The organism is Xanthobacter sp. DMC12 (assembly GCF_056314105.1).
Genome location: NZ_JBQUYZ010000005.1, coordinates 241767 through 268024 on the forward strand (window position 1 = coordinate 241767; position 26258 = coordinate 268024).

Annotated in this window: 21 protein-coding genes; 11 read left to right on the forward strand and 10 right to left on the reverse strand. The window is 67.9% G+C overall.

Features of this window, described 5'->3' with window-relative positions; genetic code table 11:
- Positions 1-132: 132 nt before the first annotated feature.
- From ACT535_RS18960 to ACT535_RS18970, 3 genes are all read left to right on the forward strand, one after another.
- The gene (locus tag ACT535_RS18960; protein WP_476365617.1) at positions 133-2076 is read left to right on the forward strand and encodes a hypothetical protein; all 1944 of its coding nucleotides are present in this window, start codon (positions 133-135) and stop codon (positions 2074-2076) included.
- Positions 2073-3668, forward strand: coding sequence for a PEP/pyruvate-binding domain-containing protein (locus ACT535_RS18965; protein ID WP_476365618.1), 1596 nt, complete (start codon positions 2073-2075; stop codon positions 3666-3668). The genes ACT535_RS18960 and ACT535_RS18965 overlap by 4 nt, the downstream gene beginning before the upstream one ends.
- A 134-nt stretch (positions 3669-3802) precedes the next feature.
- A complete protein-coding gene (locus ACT535_RS18970) occupies positions 3803-4750 on the forward strand; it encodes a DMT family transporter (protein WP_476365619.1) in 948 nt (315 codons plus the stop codon).
- A 76-nt stretch (positions 4751-4826) separates the two neighbouring features.
- Here the strand turns inward: ACT535_RS18970 and ACT535_RS18975 are convergent, their stop codons facing one another.
- Positions 4827-6038 (reverse strand): ABC transporter substrate-binding protein, encoded by a 1212-nt coding sequence (locus ACT535_RS18975; protein ID WP_476365620.1) that lies wholly within the window; start codon positions 6036-6038, stop codon positions 4827-4829.
- A gap of 293 nt (positions 6039-6331) precedes the next feature.
- On the reverse strand, positions 6332-6919 hold the full coding sequence (locus tag ACT535_RS18980) for a superoxide dismutase family protein (protein ID WP_476365621.1): 588 nt from the start codon (positions 6917-6919) through the stop codon (positions 6332-6334).
- A gap of 396 nt (positions 6920-7315) precedes the next feature.
- Here ACT535_RS18980 and ACT535_RS18985 point away from each other — a divergent pair, with 396 nt between their 5' ends.
- The 5 genes from ACT535_RS18985 (at position 7316) to ACT535_RS19005 (ending at position 13013) form a co-directional block, all read left to right on the forward strand.
- Positions 7316-7921 carry a biliverdin-producing heme oxygenase gene (locus ACT535_RS18985; RefSeq protein WP_476365622.1) on the forward strand — a complete coding sequence of 202 codons (606 nt, stop codon included), beginning with the start codon at positions 7316-7318 and terminating at the stop codon, positions 7919-7921.
- 358 nt (positions 7922-8279) lie between these two features.
- The gene (locus ACT535_RS18990; protein ID WP_476365623.1) at positions 8280-9755 is read left to right on the forward strand and encodes an oxidoreductase; all 1476 of its coding nucleotides are present in this window, start codon (positions 8280-8282) and stop codon (positions 9753-9755) included.
- A gap of 60 nt (positions 9756-9815) precedes the next feature.
- A complete protein-coding gene (locus tag ACT535_RS18995) occupies positions 9816-10724 on the forward strand; it encodes an NAD(P)-dependent oxidoreductase (protein WP_476365624.1) in 909 nt (302 codons plus the stop codon).
- Positions 10721-11491 (forward strand): enoyl-CoA hydratase/isomerase family protein, encoded by a 771-nt coding sequence (locus ACT535_RS19000; protein ID WP_476365625.1) that lies wholly within the window; start codon positions 10721-10723, stop codon positions 11489-11491. Before ACT535_RS18995 ends, ACT535_RS19000 begins: the two co-directional genes overlap by 4 nt.
- Positions 11492-11573: 82 nt before the next feature.
- On the forward strand, positions 11574-13013 hold the full coding sequence (locus tag ACT535_RS19005) for a caspase family protein (protein ID WP_476365626.1): 1440 nt from the start codon (positions 11574-11576) through the stop codon (positions 13011-13013).
- A gap of 252 nt (positions 13014-13265) precedes the next feature.
- On the opposite strand, the gene ACT535_RS19010 is transcribed toward ACT535_RS19005, so the two are convergent.
- From ACT535_RS19010 to ACT535_RS19025, 4 genes are all read right to left on the reverse strand, one after another.
- On the reverse strand, positions 13266-14012 hold the full coding sequence (locus tag ACT535_RS19010; RefSeq protein ID WP_476365627.1) for a hypothetical protein: 747 nt from the start codon (positions 14010-14012) through the stop codon (positions 13266-13268).
- Between the two features lie 125 nt (positions 14013-14137).
- Complete coding sequence (locus tag ACT535_RS19015) at positions 14138-14920, reverse strand: 2-keto-4-pentenoate hydratase (RefSeq protein ID WP_476365628.1); 783 nt, start codon at positions 14918-14920, stop codon at positions 14138-14140.
- Positions 14917-15720: a shikimate dehydrogenase family protein gene (locus ACT535_RS19020; RefSeq protein WP_476365629.1), complete on the reverse strand. Its 804-nt coding sequence runs from the start codon at positions 15718-15720 to the stop codon at positions 14917-14919. The genes ACT535_RS19015 and ACT535_RS19020 overlap by 4 nt, the downstream gene beginning before the upstream one ends.
- Before the next feature lie 173 nt (positions 15721-15893).
- Positions 15894-16889 carry an ABC transporter substrate-binding protein gene (locus tag ACT535_RS19025; protein WP_476365630.1) on the reverse strand — a complete coding sequence of 332 codons (996 nt, stop codon included), beginning with the start codon at positions 16887-16889 and terminating at the stop codon, positions 15894-15896.
- Positions 16890-17187: 298 nt separating this feature from the next.
- On the opposite strand from ACT535_RS19025, the gene ACT535_RS19030 reads away from it, so the two are divergent.
- Positions 17188-18627 (forward strand): coniferyl aldehyde dehydrogenase, encoded by a 1440-nt coding sequence (locus ACT535_RS19030; RefSeq protein ID WP_476365631.1) that lies wholly within the window; start codon positions 17188-17190, stop codon positions 18625-18627.
- Between the two features lie 28 nt (positions 18628-18655).
- Complete coding sequence (locus ACT535_RS19035) at positions 18656-19378, forward strand: TetR/AcrR family transcriptional regulator (RefSeq protein WP_476365632.1); 723 nt, start codon at positions 18656-18658, stop codon at positions 19376-19378.
- Here the strand turns inward: ACT535_RS19035 and ACT535_RS19040 are convergent.
- Positions 19326-19859, reverse strand: coding sequence for a MarR family transcriptional regulator (locus ACT535_RS19040; RefSeq protein WP_210254325.1), 534 nt, complete (start codon positions 19857-19859; stop codon positions 19326-19328). The two genes, ACT535_RS19035 and ACT535_RS19040, sit on opposite strands and share 53 nt — an antisense overlap.
- A 508-nt stretch (positions 19860-20367) precedes the next feature.
- On the opposite strand from ACT535_RS19040, the gene ACT535_RS19045 reads away from it, so the two are divergent.
- Positions 20368-21303 (forward strand): ABC transporter substrate-binding protein, encoded by a 936-nt coding sequence (locus ACT535_RS19045; protein WP_476365633.1) that lies wholly within the window; start codon positions 20368-20370, stop codon positions 21301-21303.
- A 37-nt stretch (positions 21304-21340) separates the two neighbouring features.
- Here the strand turns inward: ACT535_RS19045 and ACT535_RS19050 are convergent, their stop codons facing one another.
- The 3 genes from ACT535_RS19050 to ACT535_RS19060 form a co-directional block, all read right to left on the reverse strand.
- Positions 21341-22693, reverse strand: coding sequence for an amidase (locus ACT535_RS19050; protein ID WP_476365634.1), 1353 nt, complete (start codon positions 22691-22693; stop codon positions 21341-21343).
- Positions 22694-22764: 71 nt separating this feature from the next.
- Positions 22765-23286, reverse strand: a complete 522-nt coding sequence (locus ACT535_RS19055) for an aromatic-ring-hydroxylating dioxygenase subunit beta (RefSeq protein WP_476365635.1) — start codon at positions 23284-23286, stop codon at positions 22765-22767.
- A gap of 12 nt (positions 23287-23298) precedes the next feature.
- Entirely contained in the window at positions 23299-26172 is a 2874-nt protein-coding gene (locus ACT535_RS19060) for an FAD-dependent oxidoreductase (RefSeq protein WP_476365636.1), read from the reverse strand.
- Between the last annotated feature and the right edge of the window lie 86 nt (positions 26173-26258).

Sequence of the window (26258 nt, forward strand, 5' to 3'; positions counted from 1 at the left end):
ACCGTCGTCCCACTGTCAGAAATCCGTCGTATCTGAGCCTCGCCGAAAGTCCCACACAGCCTTTCGACACCCGGTGCCGCCCCATGGACGGCGCACGGGCGTGCTGTGCGTTGCGGGTGAGGAGGCAGAGGCATGGAGAAGACCCTGATCGTCGAGGCGCTCGGCGAGGGCGGGTTGCTGCTCCCCGCGCGGCTGGAGCGCGCGCTCGCCGCCAATGACCGCGCCAAGCTGCGCATGACCGCTTTGCAGGACGCCGCCGCCCGCGCCCGTTCCCCCGCAGCGCCCGTTCGTCCGCTGGAGGCGGAAGCACGGGCGGCGGGCCTTTCGGGCGACGGGCTCGATGCGGTGGTCGCCAGCGCCCGGCTGCTGGACGGCGGCGCGTATCAGGTCAGCGGCGCCGGCCGCCTCACGCAGGCGATCCTCGACGACATCGCCGCCATGGCCGATCCGCTGGCGGCTGCGGGCGACGCGGGCGCGGACACCTTCGCCGCGCGTCTTGCCGCCTTGCGCGCGGCATTCGCTGCGGGCACGGACGACATTCTCTCCGAGGCCGACCTCGTGCGCCTCACCAGCGCCCGGCGCGGCGGTGCGGACAGCGCGCATCTCCTCGTCATGGACCTTCACAAGGCGCTGAACCGGCTCTCCGCCGCCCTTTCCGCCGAGACGGTGGCCGGCGCGCGGACGCTGGGCATCGCGGAGGCGGACAAGCCGCGCATCGCCGCCTTCATGGCCGGGCTCAGCGAGACGCGCGGGCTGATCTTCGGCCATCCCGGCCTCGACACCACGGCGAGCCGCAGCGGCGCGCGCCTGGTGATCCAGAACGACATCGGCACCACCGACGCCCATGTCATCCTCATCGCCGTGGAGGGGCTTGCGGCAACCGTCACCTACACGGACGTCCACCGCTCCCGCGCAAAATTCTTCATCTCTTTGTTCTCGGATGCCGGGGCCGAGTGGACGCCGCTCGCCGAGCGCACGGCGGCGGGCATCGCGGGCGGCGCGGCCTTCCACCTCGTCACCGGGCGCTTCACGGCGAAGGACACCGAGGCGTTGGACCGTTTCCTCGCCGCCGTGGGCCGCAACATTGTCTTCCTCATCGACTGGAACAAGGCGCGCAAGGCGCTCCAGACCTTCGTGGACAAGCCCACCGCCATCGCCTTGCTGCGGTCGGCGGCGCGCGGCGCCATCGGCCATCGCGGCTTCCTGGAGATGGGCGGCCCGGAACTGGTGTTCGACGCCGTGCGCCGCAGCGCCGAGGGGCGGGTGCCCTATGGCGCGCGGCTCGACCGGGTGCTGGGGCGCGAGGGGGCGGCGCGCTTCCTTGCCGAGGTGCTGCGCCTCGCCAGCGAGGGGCTGGCCGCCGGCCGCTCAGCCCGGCTCATCCGCGACGAGGTGCGGGCGGAACTCGCGCGCAGCTTCGGCTCGGTGGAGGAGGAGATGCTGGCCGTGGTGCTGCGCCAGCTCGGCATCGCCCGCATGCTGGCCGGCGATGTGGCCGGAGTCCTCGATGGCCCTGCGGACCTCTCCGATGCCACCCGCGCCGCGCTTCGCAGCCGCGCCAAGCGCCTGGAGGAGAAGGCCGACCGGCAGATCGTCGGTGCCCGCGAGCGGGCAAGCGGCCCGTTCGGGCAGGGCGGCCGCTTCCTGCCCGTGGCGGATGCCGCCGAGCAGGCGGTGGATGCCTTCGAGGAGGCCGCCTTCCTCGCCAGCGCCGCGCGGCTGAAGCCGGGCCTCGCCGCCCCGCCCCTGCGCGATCTCGCCGCCGGCGCGGTGGTCTGCTGCTCCGATCTCGTGCGCGCGGTGGCCGCCGCCAGCGAGGGCTCGGCCGGCCGGCGCGAGGACGTGACCGACACGCTGGAAGCCATCGACGCCGTGACCGAGGGCGAGCGCCGCGCGGATGCCGCCCATCGCAGGGTGCAGGAAGCGACGCTGTCACCGGGCGGAAGCGACCCCATCGACGCCGGGGCGCTGGTCGCCACCCTGGAACTCGCCCGCGCCATCGAGGGCGCCACCGACGAACTGGCCCGCGCCGCCCTCGCGCTGCGCGCCTCGGTGCTGGAGGAGATGGCCCCGTGACGCACGAAACCAGGCATGCCGACCCCATCGCCTTCATCGGCCCCGGCGGCACGCCCACGCCCCTCACCGCCCGTGATTTCGGCTCCAAGGCCGCCCAGCTCTGGCGCATGAACGCGCTGGGGCTCGACGTGCCGCCGGCCTTCGTGCTCTCCACGTCCCTCTGCGGCGAACGCCGCGCGGGCGAGGTGCGGCGCCTGCTGGATGACGGCCTCGGCTTTCTTGAAGCGGCCACCGGCCGGCGCTTCGGCGACCGCCGCCGCCCGCTCCTCGTCTCGGTGCGCTCCGGCGCGGAAAAGTCCATGCCCGGCATGCTGGAGACCGTGCTGGACGTGGGCATGACCGCCGAGACCGCACGCGGTCTCATGCGCCTCCACGGCAACCCGCGCCTCGCCTTCGATTGCCACCGCCGCTTCATCGAGGGCTGGTGCGAGGTGGTGGCGGGCCTGCCCCGCGCGCCGTTCGAGCAGGTGCAGCGCGATCTCATCGCCGCCGAGCAGGCGGGCGACGAGCAGGGGCTGGACCCGGAGGCGCTGGAGCGCCTCGCCGCGCGCTATCTCGACCTCGCCCGCGACGGCTACGGCGCGACCGTGCCCGCCGACCCGCGCGACCAGCTCGCCGAGGCGGTGGAGGCGGTGTTCCGCTCCTGGGCCGCCCCGAAAGCCGTCGAATATCGCCGGCTGAACCATCTGGAGCATCTGGCCGGCACGGCGGTGACGGTGCAGGCCATGGTGTTCGGCAATGCCGGCGTGCGCTCGGGCTCGGGCGTCGCCTTCTCGCGCAATCCGGCGAGCGGGGCGCCGGGCCTCTATGCCGATCTGCTGTTCGATGCGCAGGGGGAGGACGTCGTCTCCGGCCGGCGCCAGCCGGTGGGGCTCGACCGCCTCGGCGCGGTGCTGCCCGATGTCGCCTCCGCACTGGCCGAGGGCGTCGCGGCGCTGGAGCGGCACTATCGCGACGTGCAGGACGTGGAATTCACCTTCGAGGAAGGCCGCCTCTATTTTCTCCAGACCCGCGCCGCCAAGCGCACCCCGCGCGCCGCGCTGAGGATCGCGGTGGACATGGTGGCCGAAGGCGCCATCACCCCGGCCGAGGGGTTGGCGCTGCTGGAGGGGGTGGACCTCTCCGCTGTCGCGGCCACCCGCTTTTCCGGCGAGGCCGCGCCGGTGGCGCACGGCGTTGCCGCCTCGCCCGGCACGGTGAGCGGCCGGGTGGCTTTCGACGAGGAGGGTGTGCGCCGCCTCGCTGCGGCGGGCGATCCGGTGGTGCTGCTGCGGCCGGACGTGGCGACCGACGACATCGCCGCGCTGGCGCTGGCCGCCGGCATCCTCACCAGCGTCGGCGGGCGCACCGCCCATGCCGCCGTGGTGGCGCGCCAGCTCGGCCGGGCCTGCGTGGTCGGCTGCGCCGCGCTGGTCATCGATCCCGCCGCCCGCCGCGCCCGCATCGGGGCTGAGACGCTGGCGGAGGGGGACTGGCTGTCGCTGGATGGCGAGGCCGGCAGCGTCTTTCTGGGCCGGCGCGCGGTGGTCTCGGAAGAGCCGGAGGCGGAGCTGGCCGCGGTGGCCGGCTGGCGGGTGGCTGCGCCGGCGTGAGGCTTCGGCGATCCATCAGCGGGCCTCATGGATCGCAGATCAAACTCTCATTAGGCCGCGTGGATTGTGCGGGGTAGCCTGTGCTCGAATCCGGACAGGCATGAGCACATCCGCGGCATGACGACCTACACCGCATGAGTACGCACACGGCTCCTTCCCACACGACGGGCCCGCAGGCGGCGGGCGCGACCATCCCCACCGCCCGCTACGTGGCGGGGGCGCTGTTCGGGCTGGCGAGCGTCACCATCTGGGCGGGGTGGATGTCCATCACCCGGCTGGGCGTCACCTCCTCCCTCGGCGTGTTCGATGTCACCATGCTGCGCTACGCCACCGCCGGCCTCGTGCTGCTGCCGGTGCTGCTGCGCCACGGGCTGGGGCTCGACAAGGCGAAGCCCTGGCAGCTTCTGGTGATGATCGCGGGGGCCGGCGCGCCCTATGCGGTGGTGGCCGGCTTCGGCCTGCGCACCACGCCGGCCGGGGAGGCGGGGGTGCTCATTCCCGGCGTCATGCCCCTGTTCGTGGCGCTGATCTCGGCCGTGGCATTGCGCGAGCGGTTCAGCATCCAGCGGAAGGTGGGCTATGCGCTGATTCTGGCGAGCGTGGCGCTGATTGCCGGAGTGGGAGCGGTGGCCACCGGGCTCGGCTCGGGCATCGGCCACCTTCTGTGCATGGCCGGCGCCTTCATGTGGGCCTGCTACGCGGTGGCGCTGCGCAAGAGCGGGCTCGGCGCGCTCCATGCGGTGGCGGTGGTGTCGGTGGGCTCGGCGGTGCTCTATCTGCCGCTCTACGGCGTGCTGCACGGCTTCACGGCGTTCGATGCGCCGCTGCGCGATGTGGTCTTCCAAGCGGTCTATCAGGGCGTCTTCGCCACCGTGATCTCGCTGTTCCTGTTCGCCCGCTCGGTGGCGCTGCTTGGCGCCTCGGCGGGGGCGGCCTTCGGCGCCTGCGTGCCGGTGATGGCCGCGCTCATGGCCATCCCCATCCTCGGCGAGGTTCCCTCCGGCACCGACTGGCTGGGCATCTTCGCCGCCACCATCGGCGTCTATCTTGCGAGCGGGGGGCCCCTCCCCCGGCGCGGTTGAGCGCCGGGGCAACCCGAAGACCGCCCGCCGCGGCTGAGCGGCGGCGAGCGGTCGGAGCGCCCTGACCGGCGCAGCCTCAGTTCGCCGCGTGCTGGTGCACCAGCGGGCAACCGCCTTCGGCGAGGGGCCGGAACGCCTCGTCGCCGGGAATGGTGCGGATGAGCTTGAGATAGTCCCACGGATACTTCTGCTCGGCCGGCGTCTTCACCTGCAGCAGGTAGAGATCATGGACCATGCGGCCGTCCTCGCGGATGCGCCCGCCGTGGGAGAAGAAGTCGTCCACCGGCGTCGCCTTCATCTGCGTGGCGACGGTGGCGGTGTCGGTGGTACCGGCGGCCTTCACCGCCTTCAGATAATGCAGGATGGCCGAATAGGTGCCGGCCTGGCCCATGGTGGGCATGGCCTTGTGCTTCTCATAGAAGCGCTTGGACCAGGCGCGGGTCTCGTCGTTCAGATCCCAGTAGAAGCCCTGGGTGAGGATGAGCCCCTGTGCCGTCGGAAGGCCGATGGCGTGGATGTCGGTGATGTGCAGGTAGAGCCCGGCGAGCTTGATGCCCGACTGGGGAATGCCGAACTCGTTGGCCTGCTTGATGGCGTTCACCGTGTCGCTGCCGGCGTTGGCGAAGGCGATGAGCTTGGCGCCCGAGCCCTGCCCCTGCAGCAGGAAGGAGGAGAAGTCCGCCGTGCCCTGCGGGTGCTTCACGCTGCCCACTACCTTGCCGCCGCCCTGTTCCACCGCCTTGGCCGTGTCGCGCTCCAGCGCCGTGCCGAAGGCATAGTCGGCGGTGATGAAGAACCATGGCCCGTCTTTGGCCAGCGACGCGCCGGTGCCGGCGGCCAGCGCATAGGTGTCGTAGGTCCAGTGGATGCCGGTGGGCGCGCAGGCCTTGCCGGTGAAATCGGACGAACCGCCGGTGGAGGCGAGCACCAGCTTGTTCTTGGTGCGGCCGATCTCCTGCACCGCCAGCAGGACGGAGGAGGTGGGGATGTCGGCGATCACGTCCACCCCGTCCTCGTCGATCCAGCGGGTGACGATGGCGGAGCCCACGTCCGGCTTGTTCTGGTGGTCGCCGGCGATGATCTCGATGGGCCGGCCAAGCACGCTGCCGCCGAAATCCTCCACCGCCATCTTCGCCGCGATCACAGATCCGGGGCCGGCCATGTCGGCATAGATGCCGGACTGATCGTTGAGCACGCCGATGCGCAAGGGCTTCGGGTCCGCCGCGACGGCGGGGGAGAGGGAGAACAGGGCCGCCGCGAGGGCGGCGAAGGAGAAGCTGAGGCGCATCAAAAGGGCTCCGCGCGGGATGGGGCAATTCGGGCGCGGAGTATCACCACAAAATCGAGTGGTTCAATCAATTATCGGAAGGGAACGGGGTATTCTTTAGTTTTACATCAGAATGATGTTTAAATGGCTGGCAGCCTTTTGTCCGACCGTCATGGCCGGGCCTGTCCCGGCCATCCACGTGGCGCGGCCGGGAATAGCTTTTCGGAATGTCGCGCTATCGGCTTGACGTGGATGCCCGGCACGAGGCCGGGCATGACGATGGTGTCAGTCGATCTATCGGAGCACCCCACCCCTTACTGCTTGAACGCCGCGCAGGCGATGCGGGCACCGGCGCCGCCGATGGGCTGGGTGATGAAGTCGTCCGGGCTGGCGTGGATCACCAGCGCGAAGCCGCCCGACTGGCCGAGGCCGTCCTTGTCGGTGAGGCCGGTGGTGCTCGACACCTCGGCATTCACCGAGCCGTCGGCGTTGGCGTAGATGTTGGGCAGGTCGCCCTGGTCCGGGCCATTGGGGTTGAGGAGGCCGTGGGCCTTGTCGTGATGGTTCACGTGACCCTTGGAATCCAGGAACTTGGCGGTATCGGAGCAGTTGGCCACCTGATGGAAGTGGATGCCATGCCAGCCGGCCGGCAGCGCGCCGGGCGTCAGCGCGAGCCGCACGATGGTGACGCGCTCGGTGCCCGTGGCGGTGGCGGAGCCGATGGTCTTGCCTTCGTTGTTGATGATGTCGGCCTTCACCACCGTCGCGGCGGGCGCGGCCGCAGGAGCGGGGGTCTGGGCGAAGGCCGGCGCGCCGACGATGGCGCCGGCGAGAATCGGAGCTGCGAGAAGGGGGAGCTTGGTCCAGGCGGGGCGACGGACGGCACTGGTGAACGGACGCATGATCGTTCCTCCTCGGGCCGGACGACGCGCCGGCCTGCGCGGGGAGCCTACATCAACGCGGCGGTGAACTCGACCGCGCGCAGCCGGCCCCGTCCTTGCCCATCGCCCCCGCGCCCGGAACGTTCCGAGTTTTGATTGGAATATTTCCAGCAAAGCTTCCGGCACTGTCGTCGGGCCGATGACGGGCAAAGCTGGCGGCGGCGTCCAATTGATGTAATGATGCCGGATGCACTGTTTTCGCGATCGGGCGCAGGCAGCGATGACTTTTCATCGCTTTCGCAGGGGATGCCGCAGCGTCTTGCGGGAAGCCACGTGCCCGCTTAGATAGATCAAGAACGTATCTGTTCTGTCGGATCATTTGTTTTGATCGAGAATAGTTCAAATATTGAGGCTCCCATGACCACCGCCGAACTTGATCGCCCCGCGGCCCGCCCCGAAACCCGCGCGCAAGCCCTGAAGGCCCTCACCAGCGCCGCCCACGGCCGGCTCGATGCGGCGATCATGGCGGGGCGACCGTTCGAGAGCCGGCAGCGCTACGGCCGGTTCCTCACGGTGCAGTATCTGTTCCATCGCGACATTGCCGCGCTCTACGACAGCCCGGCCCTCGGCGCGCTGCTGCCCGACCTTCCCGGCCGTCGCCGGCTCGCGGATATCGCCGCCGACCTCGCCGACCTCGGCCTTTCCGCTCCGGCGCCCCTCGCGCGCCCCGCCCTGTCGATCGACGCGCCGCTGCCCGAAGCGCTCGGCTGGCTCTATGTGGCGGAAGGCTCGAACCTCGGTGCCGCCTTCCTGCTGAAGGCCGCCGCAGCGCTCGGCCTCGATGAGGGATTCGGCGCCCGGCATCTGGCCGCCGCGCCCGAGGGGCGGGGCCTGCACTGGAAGACCTTCGTCGCCGCGCTCGATGCCGTGCCCCTTTCGGCCGACGAGGACGCGCGCGCCGCCCGCGGTGCGGAAGCCGCCTTCACCCGCGTCGCCACTTATGTGAGCGACGTTTTCGCCTGAAAGCCTGGCGCCAGCCCGACTGCGCGCATCCGCCCTCCCCCGCCCGGACGGACCATGGCTCGTCTGGGCGCGGCGCCGCACGGGCGCGACCCTCTCCTGCCCCCGCATCCCGGCGGTGCTGGCCCAGCACAGGATTCGCCCGGCATCCCGGCAATGACCCGCGGCCGGCGATGGGGGCGGCGCACGCCAGCGAATCCGTGCAGCGGCCCGCCTCGCCCATCCACATTGACAGCCCCGCCTCACCCATATTAACTAACCAGTTACATAAGGAAGAACGCCCGCCGCAAGGCCCGCGCCAAGACACACCGAGAGAAACGCCCGAGACGCGCCCCAGATCGCGCCCTCAAGGAGGCCCTCCATGAAGTATGGGGATTTCCCGAAGATCACCTCGTTCCACGGCGTCGCCGGCTTCCGGGCGCATCTCGCCGAGCTGGGCGCGGACATGCCCTGCGACGACATCGTGGCCCACGGCCCCGACCAGCCGCTCGGCGCTCCTTTGACCGTGGACGGGATGAAAATCGGCAACCGCTTCGCCATCCATCCCATGGAGGGCTGGGACGGCACGCGGGAGGGCGCGCCCACCGAGAACACCATCCGCCGCTGGCGGCGCTTCGGCGAGAGCGGGGCGAAGCTCATCTATGGCGGCGAGGCGGTGGCGGTGCGCCATGACGGGCGCGCCAACCCGCTCCAGCTGGTGATGACCGAGGCGACCCAATCCGCCATCGCCGGCCTGCGCGAGACGGTCATCGCGGCCCACAGGGAGGCCACCGGCAACGACGACGACCTCGTCATCGGCCTCCAGCTCACCCACTCGGGCCGCTTCTGCAAGCCGAACGACAATCGCAAGTTCGAGCAGCTGATCCTCTACCGCCACCCGGTGCTCGACCGGAAGTTCGGCATTCCCGAAGACTATCCGGTGATGTCCGACGACGACATCTGGCGGCTGATCGACGATTACATCATTGCCGCGAAGCGCGCGCAGGCCTGCGGCTTCGATTTCGTGGATCTGAAGCACTGCCACGGCTATCTCGGCCACGAATTCCTCTCCGCCCGCAGCCGGCCCGGCGCGTTCGGCGGATCGCTGGAGAACCGCACCCGCTTCCTGCGGGAGCTCGCGAGCGGCATCCGCGCCGCCTGCCCGGGGCTGAAGTTCGGCGTGCGCCTCTCGGCCATCGATCTCATCGCCTACCGGCCGGACCCTGCGGCGAGCGTGCCGGGCATCCTCGGCCCCGGCGTGCCGGAGAACGCGGCGGGCGCCCTGCCCTACGTCTACGGCTTCGGCACCGATGCGGGCGACCCCACCGCCTATGACCTCAATGAGACCTTCGAGGTGTTCGAGGTGCTGCGGGCGCTCGACATCCACCTCGTCAACGTCACCCTCGGCAGCCCCTATTACAATCCCCACGTCACGCGTCCGGCGAGCTATCCGCCCTCCGACGGCTACCAGCCGCCCGAAGACCCGCTGCTGGGCGTGATGCGCCATCTGGAGGTGGTGCGCGCCCTGAAAGAGCGCTTCCCGGACTTCACGCTGATCGGCTCCGGCTACACCTATCTGCAGGAGTTTTTGCCGAACGTGGCGCAGGCGGTGGTGCGGCAGGGCTGGACGGACCTCGTCGGCCTCGGCCGCATGGTGCTCTCCTATCCCGACCTGCCGCTGGACGTGCTCAACGGCCGGCCGTTCCAGAAGAAGAAGGTGTGCCGCACCTTCTCCGACTGCACCTCGGCCCCGCGCAACGGTATCGTCTCCGGCTGCTATCCGCTGGATGCGTTCTACAAGAAGTCGGAAGAATTCAAGCAGCTCGCGGCGGTGAAGAAGGCGGCGAAGACCGCTTAAGGCGCTCAAGCCCGCGCGGCGCCTGAGCGAAGACCGCTTAAAAACCCTCGGGAGGACACCATGGCGGAGATCGCACCGGGGGCGCGGATCGCCTTTCTCGGCACCGGCATCATGGGCGGCCACATGGCGCGGCGGCTGGCGGAGGCCGGCTTCAACGTCGCCGCCTGGAACCGCAGCCGGGCGAAGGCCGAGCCGCTCCTCGCGCACGGCGCCACCCTCGCCGAGACGCCGGAAGAGGCGCTTGCGGGGGCGGAGGCTGCGGTGGTGATGCTCTCCACCGGCGCGGTGATCGACGAGGTGTTGTTCTCCGGTGTCGCCCTGGATGCGCTCAAGCCCGGCGCGGCGCTGGTGGTGATGAGCTCCATCCCCGTCGAGACCTGCCGGGCGCAGGCGGAAGCGGCCGCCGCGCGAAACATCCGATACGTGGATGCGCCCGTCTCCGGCGGCGAGGTGGGGGCGCGGGAGGGCACCCTCGCCATCCTCGCGGGGGGCGATGAAGCCACCATCGCGGACCTCGCGCCCCTCTTCGCCCCCATGGGGCGGGCAACGCGCATCGGGCCGGTGGGGACGGGGCAGCTCGCCAAGCTCGCCAACCAGATCATCGTCGGCGCGGCCATGGCCGGCGTCGCGGAGGCCTTCGCCTTCGCCGCGAAGGGCGGGGCGGACCTTAAGAACCTGCGCACGGCGCTGATGGGCGGCTTCGGCGATTCCAAGGTGCTGAACCTCCACGGCGCGCGCATGGCGGCGCGGGATTTCGTGCCCGGCTCCCCGGCGCAGTATCAATTGAAGGATCTGAAGACGGCGCAGGCGCTGGCGGGAGAAATGGGGCTCAGCCTCACTTTGCTCGACACCCTCGCCGGCCTGTTCACGGACATGATGGCCCATGGCGGCACGGACCGCGATGTCTCCGCCATCTTCGAGGAGGTGGAGCGCCGCTCCGCCCGCGCACGCGAGGGAGAGGGAGCATGAGCGACACAGACGGCGCCATCCGCGTGACGCGCGAGGGGGCGGTGGCGCGCCTCGTCATCGACCGACCGCGCAAGCACAATGCCATCACACCCGCCATGGCCCGCGACCTCGCGGCGGCCTGCGCGGCGCTGGATGCGGACGATGCGGTGCGCGTTGTGCTGCTGACCGGCGGCGGGGAGAAGGCGTTTTCCGCCGGCTCGGACATGAACGCCCTCGGCGAGATCACCGACCTCTGGGCCTTCCGCAACCGCATCGAATATGCCGCCGTGGTGCGCGACATGAGGAAGCCCGTCATCGCCGCGCTGCGCGGCTGGGTGCTGGGCGGGGGGCTGGAGATCGCGCTCGGGGCGGACATCCGCATCGCCGGCACGTCCGCGAAATTCGGCGCGCCGGAGGTGACGCGCGGCTGGGTGGGCGGCGGCGGCGCCTCCCAGATGCTGCCGCGCCTCGTGGGCTACGGGCAGGCCATGCGCCTGCTGCTCTCCGGCGACACCATCGATGCGGCCCGCGCCCTCGCCATCGGCCTCGTGGAGGAGGTGGTGGAAGACGACGCCCTCGACGCCCACGCCACGGCGCTGGCCCAGCGCATCGCCACCTTCAGCCCCCTCGCCACCCAGGCCGTCAAAGCCGCCACCCGCGCCGCCCTCTCCATGCCGCTGGAGGCCGGCATCCGCCACGAGAACGAACTGCACGTGATCTGCATGAGCGACCGGGGCCGGCAGGAGGGGATCACGGCGTTTCAGGAGGGGCGGGAGGGGCGGTTTTGAGGGGGAGAAGTCGAGTGGACCCCGGCTTGGCGCTGGCTTATGCTGGAAGCAGCCGGCGACTCGGGGATTCTTGGAGACTTTAGTGACCTCAATCGCGATCCTAATTGGAAATGCGGCCTATACACTAGAACACGACTTGCCTTGCTGCATTGAAGACGTCGCAGCGATGAAGTCGCTACTGGAAGCCACAGAACGATTTGAAAAAGTCTATGAATACGTCAACCTTGAGGCAGACAGCATGCGGGCACGGGTTCGTGACGCATTGCCAACCGACGCAATTTTCGACGATGTCCTTTTTTACTTTTCGGGTCACGGCGCCGGCGTGGGAACTGATTTGTATTTTTGCGGAACAACATTTGATTTGAGCCGACCCAACGAAACCGGCTTTAGATATAGTGAACTTCTCGACTTATTTAGAGTAGCCAAACCCGGAACGCTAATCTCTATAATTGATGCCTGCTTCGCAGGCATACCCCTTATAAAAAGCGATAAACCCCCATTTCAAATAACTAAGGACGGGCTTAAAAATTTTGTACAGTTTTCTTCCTCGTTATATTCTCAGACCTCAATCGCAGGCGAAAAATTAAGCGACTTCACTCGTACTTTTATCGAAGCAAGTCTTCGCAAGAAAAGTGGGGCTATATTTTATACAGATATATCCAATATAATTAGAGACAATTTCATGTCAAATGATGAACAAACTCCATTTTTCATCACTCAAGGTACGGGTCGTGAAATTCTTGTCGATGATGCCAGTAAATTGGCTCACTTTCGCGAAGAGTTTCAATCGACTTTTGCACCCGCGGGCGCCGAGCTGCTGAGCCCTCCCATCCAAGTCGATCCGCTCGACGTGAATCGCCCCGCCGAACAGCCAACCACCAAGGACCTCCTCGTCGCTGCTGAAGAGCGAGTAGGGGACCGTGCGCAAGCGGACCATTTGGTCGCGCAAATATTTGACGGGATCATTGAGGCGTTTAATGAGAGCGAATTTTGCGACTGGTTTGATTTAAAGGCCATCGAACATTCAACATTTCAAGAGGATATTTCGCGTGATTTTATTGTCCGAGTTCTCTCCAGAGAGCCCAGGCCTGATCGGCTAGTAGTTGCCGAAATCGAACGCAAGAAACGTCGCCAATCGCTTCTTGAACAAGCGACATATGGCCTATTATCAGTCGTCGATCCAGAATGGACGGAGCGCTTCACACTGTCATTGAATTGCAAAATGTCTAGAGTACAAATGAAAATAACAATGACACCTCTATATAAATCTCTCCAACAGATTCAACTAGTTGTAACTTGCGCTCCGAGTTTAAATAAATGTTATATTTTCGAGTTTCTAACCCAGCATCCGATGACTGATTGGGATTCGTTTGATTCTGAGGGGCGCGAGATTAGTCGTAGATGGTTCAATTTAGACTGGGACGGGGACGCGAATGACATAATTTCGAAAATCACCGAAGGGCTAACCAATGCCGTTCGAGACCACATTGACGAAATTACCAAGCGGCTTGGAAACGGATGACAGCTCACTTCCCTATTGGCACCATCGCGTTCGCGTAAGCTGTAACTGGGCCGAGGAGCATCACCCGTCGTGGCGAGGCTTACTGCACCAGCAGTTCCACCCGCCCCATCCCCCCAAAATCCGCCTCCACCCGCCGCGCCCACTCCAGCCGCACCGGCGTCGTCGCGGTGCCGGTCGTCACGATCTGTCCGGCGCGCAGGGGCGCGCACAGGGGCTGGGCGGCCTTGAGGGGGTCACCCGCCCCCGCACCCCTCACGGCTTCAGATTGAGCACCACCGTCGCGTCCGGCGTCTTGCTGGAGGGGAAGGTGTACCAGTAGCTGCCGTTGAGCTGCCTCTCGGAGTTGAAGGAGGCGAACCTGAAGCCGTTCTTGCCGAGGCCCGGGAAGGTGAAGCTGCCGTTTGCCGCGGGGGTGAGCTTCACGGCGTAGCACTTGGCATCATAGCAATAGACCCCGCGCTCGCCGGTGGTGTTGAACTGGAAACGGCTGGTGTTCTGGTTGTTTTCCTTCTGCTTGGCGTTGCCCTGCCAGACCCAGCGGCCTTCGTAATAGGGGCGGCTGAAGTCGATGGTGGGCGCCGCCGGGGCGGGGCCGCCGGGCTTCAGACGGAAGACGATGGTGGCGTCCGGCGCGCCATTGGAGGGGAAGGCGTACCAATAGCCGCCCGTCAGCTGCGCCTCGGAACTTGCGGGATCGAACTTGAAGCCGTTCTTGCCCGTCCCCGGGAAGGCGATGCCGCCGTTCGCCGTGGTGGTGGGCTTCACATTGTAGCAACGGGTGTCATAGCAATAGACCGCCCGATCCGCCGTGGCGTTGAACTGGAGGCGGCTGGTGTTCTGGTTGTTTTCCCGCGTCCTGGCGTTGCCCTGCCAGGCCCAGCGGCCCTCATAATAGGGGCGGCTGAAATCGATGGATTGCGCCGCCGCCCCCGCGCCAAAGGCGGCGACAAGAGCGGTCGCGACCGCGCACACGAAAAGCCCCCGGATCGACGCGATCACGCTATCCCCCTCGTTCAGCGCGGACTGCTTTTGCCCCCACGGCGGCCGTCCGCTTCCCCATCGGTAGCATTGCGTAAGCTCAAGCTGCAACTGCACCGTTGGCGGTCGCTCCTTTCGGGCCGGTCCTATGCGATCAGCAGTTCCACCACCCCCACCGGCCCGAAATCCGCCTCCACCCGCCCTGCCCGCTCCAGCCGCACCGGCGTCGTCGCCGTGCCGGTCGTCACGATCTGCCCGGCCAGCAGCGGCGCGCACAAGGGGGCGCACTTGGGCTGGGCGTTGGCGAGGTGCTGGACGGCCTTGAGGGGGTCGCCGAGGATGCGGGCGCCGCTGCCGGTCTCGATGGTCCTGCCGTCGATGATGAGCGTAACGGGGCCGGCGCGGTCGAGGGCGCGCCAGTCGGCCACCGGCGGGCTGGGGATGAAGGCGCCATTGCCCATGCTGTCGGCAAGGCGCAGGGCGCCGGGGGCATCCGAGCGCACGCGGCCATCGGCGATCTCGAAGGCGGGGATGAGCGCGGCCACCGCGTCGGCGATCTCCTCCAGCGTGTAGGGCGTTTCGCGCGGGGGCAGGTCCCGGCCGAGCAGGAAGGCGAACTCGCATTCCAGCAGCGGCGCGATGAAGCGGGAGAGCGGCACCTCCGCGGGCGAGGGAAACACCCAGCCGGAGAGCAGCGGGCCGGCGACGGGCCGCGTGCCGCCATAGGCCGCGCGGTCCTCCGCCTTCAGCGCCGTCACCTTCCAACCAAGGATGGCTTCCCCGGAGAGGCGGACGATCTCGGCCTGCACCTGATAGGCCTCCTCCGGCGTCGCGGGCTGGCGAGCGCCGGCGGGCAGATCGACGAGGCGGGCCTCCTGCCGCGCGGCGTGGAGCAGGCCGGCGAGGCGGGCGGCGTCTTGCGGGCTCATGGCTTCGCCTGTGGCGCGAGGCCAAAATAGGCCATCATCAGGTCGCGCTGGCCATCCAGCATGTGCTTGCCCTGGTGGATGGCGCAGCCGCGCGCGGCGGCGGCGTGGAGGAGGGCTGTCGTCTCCGGCTTCATCAGCACCTCGGCGACGAGGGTGGAAGGGTCCGCCTTCTCCACGTCGAAGGAGAAGGGATCGTCCGGCTCAAGGCCCAGCGGCGTCGCATTCACCGCGAGATCATGGCCGGAGGGGTCGCGCGTGCCGAAGGCGACGTCGATCTGCGGGTAGGCCGCCTTCACCCGCGCAAGCAGCCCCTGCCCGATGGCCGGCGTGCGATCGAAGAGCGTGAGGCGCGCCATGCCCGCCCCCGCCAGCGCGAAGGCAATGGCGCTCGCCGCCCCGCCGGCGCCGGCGATGTAGACGGATTTGCCCTGCGGCCCCCACCCCGCCTTGGCGAGGCCGGCGACGAAGCCGTGGCCATCCAGCATGGTGCCGGTGAAGGTGCCATCGGCCTCCCGCCGCACGGTGTTCACCGCACCCACTTTATCCCCATCCCCCACCAGCCGGTCTACAATGCCCGCCACCCGCGCCTTGTGCGGCGCCGTGACGATGAAGCCATCCAGATTGGCGATGGCCTTGAGCCCCGCCATCGCGGTTTCGAGTTCGTCGGGGCGAATGTGGATGGGCACGCAGACGGCATCGATGCCGTGCTCGGCGAAATAGGCATTGAACACGAGCGGCGTGCGCACATGGCCGACGGGATCGCCGATGATGGCATAGAGGCGGGCGGTGCCGGCGACCATGGAGGCTCCTTTTGTAACTATCCAGTTAGGTGGTTTTGCGCGTGCGGTTCGTCCGGACCGGCGACGGCTTGGCCCCCGCGCGCGGCGGGGGCCTCGGCATCATTCGACTGACTGTCTCCCGAACGGCACCGATACCCCTGGTGAAAGGGGGCCTGACAGCACCGATATCGCTGTCAATTCGGGAGGAAATCGTTGGTGTAGAACTTCGCGCCCTGGGCGGGATCGAGGTCCACGCCCGAGTATTTGGTGAGAATATCCAAGGTCCCGGAAATATCCTTGGGATCCGTCCACAGGGGCGGCTTCTTCTCGGTGAGCGCCGTGTGGAGGAGCGGGAGGGTAACAGTCCAGCTGGCGAGCAGCGTCTCGCGTTTACCGGCCTTGGGGTTCACTTTCAGCATGGCGTCAACCGCGGCTTCGGGATTCGACTTGGCCTCGGCGATGGACTTCTGGAGCGCCCGCAGGAAACGCTTGGCGAGATCCGGATTCTTCTCCAGAAGGTCCGGCCGCACGATGACGGAGCCGTTCACCGTGTTGACGCCGAAATCGGCGAAAAGCATGGCATAGACAGGCTTTCCGGTGGCTTCCTCGATCAGCGGCTTCTGGTCGTTGATGTTGCCGAGGAGGAAGTCAGCCTGGCCGGAAATCACCGCGTTGCGCTTGGTGGCGGCATCACCGGTGATGACCTTCACCTGGTTGTCCTGGATGCCGTTGACCTTCAGAAGGGCCGGCCACAGCTGGGAAAAGCTGTCGCCCGGCGTATAGACAACGGTCTTGCCGATCATATCCTTGGGTGTGCGGATGTTTTTGTCCGCGAAACCTTGCACCGCCATGGGGCTTTTCTGCAGCATGATGCCCACGGCCTTGATGGGCGCGCCCTTGACTGCCGCCTTGACCATGGTGCCGAAATCCGCATAGCCGAACGTCGCGGAACCCGCCGCCACCGCCTGAACGGTCGCACCGGAGCCGCGCCCCTCCTCCACGGACAGCTCGATACCCTCTGCGGGGAAGTATCCTTTCTCGATGCCGAGATAGAAGGGCGCATGCTCGCCGTAATTGTACCAGTTCAGAAGCAACGTCACCTTGTCCGCCGCGGCAGCGGAGAGCGTGCTGCACAGCAATGCTCCGGCAATAGCCAGAGACCACGCACCTATTTTCTTACCGAGGGCCATCCTGTCCTCCCGCTCCATCCGGCCCACGTCTTGGCGGGCCTTGTTTATTGCGTCCGTCCAGCCACCTTGGCGGATGGCCGGACCGGGGCCGCCCCGGCCTCGCGGAAGGGGATCGGCATGGATTATCTAACCATATAGTTACGTCCGCCGCATGACCTGTCAAATGCCGACCAACCCGCCCCGAGGGCTGCGGAAAAAGATACCTGCGAAATTTGACAAGAATCTCAAGTTTTGAGAGGCTATCGATCGCGCGCCCTTGATCCGGGCGGGTTTGCGGGACCAGCCGGAGGCGTGCAACGTGAGCGGGGCAGCCGAGGCGGCCGGGCAATCGAGGGCGGAAGAGCCAGACCTCGCCCGGATCTTTGCGGCCCAGCGACACGCCGCGCGGCACCAGCCCGCCCCCTCGGCCGGGGTCCGGCGACAGGATCTGACGACCCTCGAAACGATGGTCCGCACCCATCTTCCCGCCATCGCCGGCGCCATCTCCCAGGATTTCGGCGGTCGGGCAATCGCCGAGACGGAGCTGCTGGAAGCGGTGCCGTCGCTCAATGCCATCCGTCACGCCCGGCGCCACCTCGCGCGCTGGATGCGGCCGGAGCGGCGGCCGGTGGGGTGGCAGTTCCTGCCGTCCCGCGCCTATGTCCGGCATGAGCCGCTGGGCGTCGTCGGCATCCTGTCGCCCTGGAACTATCCCCTGCTCCTCACGCTCGCGCCGCTCGTGGATGCGCTCGCCGCCGGCAACCGGGCGCTGCTGAAGCCGTCCGAGCTGACGCCCAGCTTCTCCGCATTGCTGGCGCGCCTTGTGGGGGAGGCCTTTCCCGCCGATCGCGTCGCGGTCGTCACCGGGGGGCCGGAGATCGCGGCGGCCTTCTGCGCTTTGCCGTTCGACCATATCCTCTTCACCGGCTCCGGCGGTGTCGCCCGGAAGGTGCTGGCCGCAGCGGCAGATAACCTCACGCCCGTGACGCTGGAGCTGGGCGGCAAGTCCCCGGCCATCGTCTGCCCTGATTATGCCGTTGCCGCCGCCGCGCGCAGCATCGCGCTCGGCAAGTTCCTGAACGCGGGACAGACGTGCGTGGCACCGGACTATGTGCTCGTCCCCCGCGACAAGGCCAAAGACCTTGCCGAGGCCATCCTCGCAGAGGTCGAACGCGCCTGGCCGGCCATCACCGACAATGCCGACTACACTGCCGTCATCGACCGGCGGCACTTCCAGCGGCTTGCCGCGGCGGTCGAGGAGGCGCGGGTGGGCGGGGCACGCACCTTCGTCCACGGGATCGAGGGGGAGGCCGGGCGCTTTCCGCCCACCATCGTGCTCGATGCCCTGCCGGACAGCGTGCTGCTGCGGGAGGAAATCTTCGGGCCGGTGCTGCCCATCGTGCCGTACCGGAGCCTCGACGACGCCCTGGCGTTCGTCGCCGCGCGGGAGCGACCGCTGGCGCTCTATTGCTTCACCCACGACCGCGCCATGCGCGAAAAGGTGCTCGATGGCGCCACATCGGGCGGTGTAACGGTGAACGGCACGCTGCTTCACGTGGCGCAGGAGGGACTGCCCTTCGGCGGGATCGGACCGAGCGGCATGGGCGCCTATCACGGCCACGACGGCTTCCTGCGGCTCAGCCATGCGCGCGCGGTGCATGTCGCCGGGCCGGTGAATGTGCTGGAATGGCTGGGACCGCCCTATGGCCGCTTCGCCCGCTTCGTCGCCGACGTCCTGATTGGACGACGGAAGGCCTGAGCGGCACCCGGGGCGGCAGGGAGAGCCGATGGCGAAGAGACCCGCCCCATCCGACAAACCCACGGCGCCGACGCGCTACAGCCCCTCCGCGCGGCGGGAGATCACCCGTGCCGCCAACATGGCGCGCATCGAGGCGGCAGCATGGACCATCTTCGCCACGGTGGGGCTGGACGGCGCGACCATCCGCGACATCGTCGAGGCGAGCGGGGTCTCGGCGGGCAGCTTCTACAATTACTATCGTACGCGGGAGGCGGTGTTCGACGTGCTGGTGGCCCGCCTGCTCGGCCGGGTGCGCGACTGCACCCGCGAGGCCCGCGCGCAGGCGGAAACGATCGAAGACATGCTGCGGCTCAGTTACCGCGCTTTTCTTGAAATGTTGCAGTCGGTTGAGGGCGCGGCTCGCTTCAGCGAGCTCAACCAGCACCACATACGCGCCCGCCTCTATTCCATGGCGGATATGCGGGGGATTCTGAACGACCTCGAAGGGGACATCATCCGCGTCATGCCCGGCGCAACGCTGCCCGTGCGCGACCTCAAGCTCATCGCCTCCATCATCGTTGCCACCGGAACGGAGGCCATGTTCCTCACCTTCGGGGACGCCGATTTCGACACGGCCCGGACCGCCGATTTCATCACCCGCCTGATGACGCGGGGCATCGACGGCTGGGGCGCGGAGGCGGTGCGGCCCGCCCTTCCGCTCACGCCTCGTCCTGACCGCGCTCGTCCTGGCCGCGACGGCGGCGGACCTTGAAATCCGCCTTCAGCTCGGCGCGGCTGTAATGGTTGTTGCCTTCCACGAGCTGGGTCAGCATGGCGAGGAAGGCGGAGCGATACTCCGGATCGAGCGGCTCCAGCAGGCGCTGCTGGGCGCGGACCATGGCGGCATACATCTCACCCACCAGCGCGCGGCCCTGCTCGGTGAGGAACGCATTCATGGCACGCCGGTCCGTCTCCGACCGCTCACGGCGGACAAGACCGCGCTCGGACAGCCGTTCCAGCACGTCCGCCACGTTGGTCCGATCGATGCCCACCTCGACGCCGATGGTGCGCTGGTCGCTGCCGGAATGCTGGAGCAATGTGGTCATCAGCCCATATTGCACGGGCGTGATGTTGAAGGCCTTGCACTCCTCCAGGAAGATGGCGGAGTGGATCTGGTGGAGCCGGCGGACGAGATAGCCGGGCCGCTCCCAGAGCGGCATGGTCGGTGAGGAAGTGTCGGGCGCGGAAGGCATCTCCCGGGGCACGGCATCCGCACGAACCGATGAAGCCGCCGGCATCTCCGCACTTGCCGGCTCATGCTCGGGGGGCTGTGCGGTCTGCTGCGCCCCCTTCCGCCGGCGTCCCGCATCCCGGCCGTGGGCGGCGGTTGCGTCCAAAGCGCCGGAAGCCGGCATGTCCTTCCCCTTCAAGGCCTCACCTTCCATCTTCCTCGAGCGACGGCGCGACGGCACGAGCCAGTATCTTGCCTTGGCCGCAACGGATGGGAGCACAACCAGCGCCGCCCGGGCAAGCGCCAGTGCCCCCTGCCAGATGCCGGCCCCAAGAGCCTTCCCGCCAAGGGCACGTTTCGTGCAGTATACCGCATTGTATCACCCGCTGATACGGACTTTCGAGCGAGCCAGGAGCACTGGAAGCGAAACCAGAAAAGGATTGAACCCCATGTTTGGATTGTCTGCCCCGGCCCTCCTTGCATCAATTCTAGGCTGTATGCTGACTATCTTACCGGCACACGCCGCGGATGTGATCCGCGTTCGGCTGGACTGGACGCCCTGGGGCGTCCATGCGCCCTTCCACCTCGCCGCGAAGAAGGGGGTGTTCGCCGCCAATGGGCTCGATGTGGAGCTGGTCGACGGGAACGGCTCCGTATCCACCGTGCAGATCGTCGGCAATGGCGAGTACGACGTGGGCCATGCCGCGCTGGCACCCATGGCTATTGCCCGCGCCAAGGGCCTGCCGGTGAAGGCCATTGCCGGCTTTGTGCGCCAGAACGACATCGGCCTCCTCGTTCCGAAGGACAGCGGCATCACCGGCCCGGCTGATCTGAAGGGCAAGAAGCTCGCGTTCACCGCGGGATCGCTCGAAGCCCCCTTCATCGATCGCTTCCTCGCCGCCGGCGGCCTGAAGCGATCGGACGTGGAATTGGTGGCGGTGGATGCGTCCGCGAAGGGCGGCACCTACATGGCCGGACGCTCGGACGGCGTCTTTTCCACCGTGCCCTTCATCCTGCCGGTGGTGAACGCGCAGCGCCCGTCCAACACCATAAACTTCACGACCTACGGCCTGAACTTTCCGAGCTTCGGCCTGTTCGCCACCGAGAAGAGCACGACGGCCAAGGCCGACGCCCTGCGTCGCTTCTCGAGCATCGTCGCCGGCATGTGGACCTACATCATGAACGGGCACGAGGACGAGGCCGTGGCCGCCATCATCGAGGCGCGGCCCAACGCCAAGCTCAATCCGGCGATCCTGCGCCAGCAGATCGACGTGCTGAAGGGCTTCGTCGCCACACCCGCCACCAAGGACAAGCCCATGGGCATCATGGCGGAGGCCGACTGGCGGCAGGCGCTCGACGTGCTCGCCGATGGCGGCCTCGTCCCGGCCGGCCAGGCCGCTCCGGATTATTTCACCAACACTCTGATCGACACCGCGCTTTCGGCGCAGGTCGCATCGGGAAAATAGGCGCAATCCCGCGGCCGGTCGCCGGCCGCGGGATATCTCAGAAGAGCGAGGCCGCGCCCGGACAGACGGGAGCGGGCATCTCGCTGGCAAGGCCTGCTGCCGCCGCAAGCAAGGCCATGTCGCCGTTCCATTTTCCCACCAGCTGCACGGCGAGCGGGCCACCATTCTCCGAAAGGCCCACCGGAACCGCGAGCGCGGGGTGGCCGGACAGGTCGAACAGGGACAGGGCCGACGTCCATTCCGCCCGGAGTGGGCCCACGGCCTCGCCATCGATCACCAGGGGACCGGAGAGGTCGAAGTCCGCCGCCACCAGCGGGGCGGAAAGGCAGGGGGTGAGGATGAAGTCGTATTGCCCGAACTTCGCCTGCACGCCCCGGAACACCTGGGCCCGGGCCGCCTGCGCCCGCATCAGATCGAGCGCACTGAAGCCCCGCGCCGCCTCGATCCCGGCCCGCAGCGCCGGCGACAGCCGCGCGAAATCCTCTGCGGAGGTCGAGGCGAAACGCAGCGCCCAGTTGGTCTGCTGCAGCGTGCTCCAGATGGGATCGGGGGCGGCAAGGGCGTAGTCCTCTTCCACCACCTCCGCACCGAGCCGCTCCAGCGTGCGCGCGGCCATCCGCGTCGCCGCCTCGACCTCGCGGGACACGCGGGAATTGCCGGCGCGCATCCACAGGAGCACACGGGCGCCCGCAAATTCGCCTGCGGCCGGCGCAAGCGGCGGCGCCCGCAGGCTCCAGGGGTCAGCCGGAGACGGCCCGGCGACTATGGGCAGGGTCGCCGCGATGTCGGCCACGCTGCGGGCGATCAGGCCGAGATGGATGAAGCTACCGAAGGCATCCGGCACCCGCTCGTGGGGCACGAGGCCGAGGGTGGGCTTGAAACCATAGGTCCCCGTGGCGGCGGCGGGCAGGCGGCTGGAGCAGCCGGCATCGGTGGCAAGCGTCACCGGCGTCACCCCGAGCGCGACGCTCGTCCCGGCGCCGGAAGAGGAGCCGCCGCAGGTAAGGTCCGGTGCGAAGGGATTGAGCGTCAACCCGCTGAGCGGCGAAGAGCCCAGCGGAGAATGGGCAAATTCCGTGGTCGTCGTCTTGCCGAGGATGATGGCCCCCGCCGCCCTCAGCCGGGCCACGGCCGCGATATCCGACGCCGCAGGCGCGGCATCCGCGAACAACAGAGAGCCCCAGCGCGTGGGCAGGCCGGCACAGTCCAGAATGTCCTTCACCGCGACCGGAACGCCGGCGAGCGGCCCCGGCGTGTCTCCAGCCGCGAGGCGGGCATCCATGTCCGCCGCGGCGGCACGGGCCCCCGCGCCGTCGAGGACGGCGAAGCAGTTAAACCCCGCCTGCGCCGCCTCAGCGCGTGCGAGCGCCGCCTCGACCGTCTCCTTCACCCGCCGCTTACCCGCAGAATGCGCCGCTGCAAGGCGCACGACTTCGCTTTCTGTCCCGATGCCGTGCATGCTCACACCGGAATGCAGAGCGCGTTGTCGATGAGCAGGCTGTCGTAGATGCAGACGCGCGAAGCGAGCTTGAGCCCGCCCTCCTCCCGCACGAAGCGGTCGACGTAGCGGCCCACCTGGTGGATGGTCGCATCCGGCCGGTCGAACAGCACCTGGAACACCACATAGTTCGCGGTGGCGTCGATGCTGCCGTCCGCCGCCTCGGCGACCTTCAGGTTGCCCACCATGTGCCGCAGATAGCGCGGCGCGAACATGGCGGTCTTCTCCAGCGCGAAGGCGCGGTCGCGGATCATGCCGCGGTTCTCGCAATAGATGAGGCCCACGGGGAGCTTCCGGTCGTAGTTCTCGCGCGAGATGATGTTGTAGAAACCGTTGACGGTGAACATTTCGGCCCAATCCGCGAGGCGCTGCTGGTCGAGGGCCGAGGCATAGGCCTCGTTGAAGGCCTCCACCTCCGCCTTCAGCAGCAGGGCATCGATCAGATCGTCACGGGAGGGCGCGGTTGCGCTTGAAGGGTTCAGCATGTTCGCACCTCCTCAGGCGATGCCCATGGCGTCGCGCCAGTGGCGGTACATGGCGCGGATGGCCGCTTCCGAAATGAGGGTGTCGGCGGTGCCCGCCTCGGTGCCGGGATCAAGCTTCACCAGATGCTCGCCGCCGGGCACACCCAGCATGCCGTCCTGCACGAACTTGATGGCCTCGTTGTCCTCCAGCCCGAGAAAACCCGCCGGGCCCATGAGGTTGCCCTGCCGCAGGCGATGGCGGGTCATCTCCTCGTCGTCGCCCTCGAAGCCGAACATGGTCCATTTCATGATGAATTCGTTCGGGCCGGTGGGCACGATGTGGCGGATGCCCAGCGTGTTCATCTCCCGCTGCACGATGAGGTTCGGCCAGATGGTGGCCATGGTGACGGACCACGGGCTGTCAAACTCGTCGATGAAGTCCATGAAGCGCGGCTCCTCGAGGGTCATGCCCTCCTTGTAGGCGCGCATTTCCTTCTTCTTGTCTTCGGACACGATGGCGTCCGACTTGGCCGAGGCCATCACCCCGTGCCGGCCCGAGGGATCCGCCAGCATCAACGACTTGTTGCCCGCGACCAGCAGGCCGAACGTGACCAGGAAGGTGTGCAGCAGGGTCGCGTGATAGGGGTCCTTGAGATTCTCGTGATAGAGCTTCCAGTTGCCCGGCAGGCTGTGGCGGTAATGGCCGAGCAGCTTGGGCTTGCGGCCGTCGAACGTCGCCTCGAACTCGCGCAGCACCTCGGGGCCGAGATAGTCGGGGAAGCTCTCCATGTCTTCGACATAAGAGGCGAAGACGACACCGCGATGGGTGGTGACGTTGAGCTGCTTGAGACCGTGGTCCGCCGGCTTGAAGTCCTTCGGCATCCCACCCTTGCCGTCCACCCCGCGGCGGAACGGGACGCCCACGAGATTGCCCTTCAGGTCATAGGACCACTGGTGATAGGGGCAGACGAACTCCTTGGCATTGCCGGACAAATCGCGGCAGAACTCGGCCGCGCGATGGGCGCAGCGGTTCTCGAATACGTGGATCGTCCCATCCTCCGCGCGGGCGACCACCACGGGCGTGGGGCCGACATTGGAGCGGATGAAGTCGCCGGGATTCTCGATCTCGCATTCCAGCGCGACGAAATTCCAAGTGCGCCCGTGGAAGATGCGCTCCACCTCGCGCTGGTAGACGGTCTCGTCCGTGTAGACCCAGTCGGGAATGATGGAGAGGCCTTCGTCGGGCCACACGTATTTCCTGGCGAACTGGGCGTCGGGGCTCGCGCTCATGTCGTCCTCCTCAGGATCGATCGGCGGTGGTTCGAAATCGCCCGGCGCAAGGAGACGCGCGCCGTGGGCGGCAAGGTCGAAGGGGGCGTCGGAGGCCAATTCCGCGCGGGCGGTGCGGATGGCGGCGGCATCGGACAAGGCGATCACGGCGGTGACCCGCCCGTCCGCGAGGGTGCGATAGACGGCGCCGGCCGCCCCGTCGGTGCCACTCAAGGCCACGTCGTCGCCGGTGCTGGGCACGCCCAGCATCTGGATGTTGAGACCGAACTGGTCGGTCCAGAACCACGGCGCCTTCTCGGTGCGGGGGCGATCGTCGCCGGCAATGCTGCGTCCGGCGGCGGCGCCCTGCTCCTCGGCATTCTGCCAGCTTTCGAGCCGACCGCGCCGCCCGTTGAGCGGCGCATGATGGAGCGCGCAGTCGCCGGCGGCCCAGATGCCGTCAATGGTGGTGCGGCCGGCAGCATCGACCGCGATGCCGCCCGCAACCTCGCAGCCGGCCATGGCAGCGAGGTCCGTCTCGGGCACGAGGCCGACGCCCACCAGAACGGTGTCGGCAACGATCTCGCCAGCTGTGGTCGCGAGCGCCAGAGCGCTGTCGCGCGCGCTGATGGCCTCGACCGCCACATCGCGCCGGACCTCGACGCCATGGGCCTGCGCCAGCCGGCGGAAGGCCGCGCCCAGGGCCGGCGGCAGGAGGCGGGACATCAATTCGCCCTCGCGCTCCAGCAGCACCACCTTCAGGCCGCGCGTCCGTGCGGCGGAGGCCAGCTCCAGCCCGATGAAGCCGCCGCCCACCACGGCAACGGTGCGGGCGGAGGAGAGGGAGGCGGCGATGGAGCGGGCATCCTCAAGGGTTCTGAGATGATGGACGCCGGGCAGGTCATCGCCGGGGACGCCGAGCCGCCGGGCCGTTCCGCCGGTGGCGATGAGCAGGGCGCCGTAGGGAATTTGTGTGCTATCCGAAAGGGTTGCGATCCGCGCTTGCGCATCGATGGCGGTGACGCGCACACCGGCATGAAAGGTCACGCCCAGGGCCGCCACGTCGGCGGGCGGGAGGCGACAGGCGGACACCGGGTCGAAGGCGTCGCCCAGCGCCTCCTTGGAGAGCGGAGGCCGCTCATAGGGCAGATGCGGCTCGGCACCGACGAGGTGGATGGGAGCGGAAAAGCCGGCGGCCCGCGCCGCGCGGATGGCCGCGGCAGCCGCCTGCCCGGCGCCGGCAATCACCAGCGGAGGGGGCTCCATGCCTGTTTTTTCAGTGACTTGGGCCGCCTCTGCCAGTCCGGGATCAGTAGCGCCCTCGCCGGCGGTTTCGAGGTCCACGAACACCGCGCCGCCCTCCACCTTGGCGGCATAGGTGGCGAGGTCCTGGGTCAGGGGGGCGCACAGGGCGCGGCCGGTGCGGATGTCGAAGACGCCTTGGTGGAGCGGGCACTCGATGGTGCCGTCCTCCACGTAGCCGTCCTTCAGGAAGGCCAGCGCGTGGGTGCAGATGCCGTGGGTGGCGTGAACCTCATTTCCCATGCGAAATAAGGCGATAGGAACGCCGTCCACCTCGACGCCGGTGACGCCGCCGTCGCGCAGCGCGTCGAGTTCCGCCACCTTCCTGAAGCCCATCGCGTCCTCCCACCGTTTCCGGCGAATTTAATCAGTATACTTTCTATTTTCGGGCGACAAGCCACCCGGCCTTCAAACGTTCGACA

Coding starts and splice junctions, on each gene's coding strand:
- ACT535_RS19040 (WP_210254325.1), bottom strand. CDS start 19,859: ATGCCTTCCGCGCCCGACACTTCCTCACCGACCATGCCGCTCTGGGAG.
- ACT535_RS18985 (WP_476365622.1), top strand. CDS start 7,316: ATGACCACCGCCGAACTTGATCGCCCCGCGGCCCGCCCCGAAACCCGC.
- ACT535_RS19055 (WP_476365635.1), bottom strand. CDS start 23,286: ATGCTGAACCCTTCAAGCGCAACCGCGCCCTCCCGTGACGATCTGATC.
- ACT535_RS18960 (WP_476365617.1), top strand. CDS start 133: ATGGAGAAGACCCTGATCGTCGAGGCGCTCGGCGAGGGCGGGTTGCTG.
- ACT535_RS19015 (WP_476365628.1), bottom strand. CDS start 14,920: ATGAGCCCGCAAGACGCCGCCCGCCTCGCCGGCCTGCTCCACGCCGCG.
- ACT535_RS19000 (WP_476365625.1), top strand. CDS start 10,721: ATGAGCGACACAGACGGCGCCATCCGCGTGACGCGCGAGGGGGCGGTG.
- ACT535_RS19060 (WP_476365636.1), bottom strand. CDS start 26,172: ATGGGCTTCAGGAAGGTGGCGGAACTCGACGCGCTGCGCGACGGCGGC.
- ACT535_RS18995 (WP_476365624.1), top strand. CDS start 9,816: ATGGCGGAGATCGCACCGGGGGCGCGGATCGCCTTTCTCGGCACCGGC.
- ACT535_RS18980 (WP_476365621.1), bottom strand. CDS start 6,919: ATGCGTCCGTTCACCAGTGCCGTCCGTCGCCCCGCCTGGACCAAGCTC.
- ACT535_RS18990 (WP_476365623.1), top strand. CDS start 8,280: ATGAAGTATGGGGATTTCCCGAAGATCACCTCGTTCCACGGCGTCGCC.
- ACT535_RS18970 (WP_476365619.1), top strand. CDS start 3,803: ATGAGTACGCACACGGCTCCTTCCCACACGACGGGCCCGCAGGCGGCG.
- ACT535_RS19020 (WP_476365629.1), bottom strand. CDS start 15,720: ATGGTCGCCGGCACCGCCCGCCTCTATGCCATCATCGGCGATCCCGTC.
- ACT535_RS19035 (WP_476365632.1), top strand. CDS start 18,656: ATGGCGAAGAGACCCGCCCCATCCGACAAACCCACGGCGCCGACGCGC.
- ACT535_RS19025 (WP_476365630.1), bottom strand. CDS start 16,889: ATGGCCCTCGGTAAGAAAATAGGTGCGTGGTCTCTGGCTATTGCCGGA.
- ACT535_RS18975 (WP_476365620.1), bottom strand. CDS start 6,038: ATGCGCCTCAGCTTCTCCTTCGCCGCCCTCGCGGCGGCCCTGTTCTCC.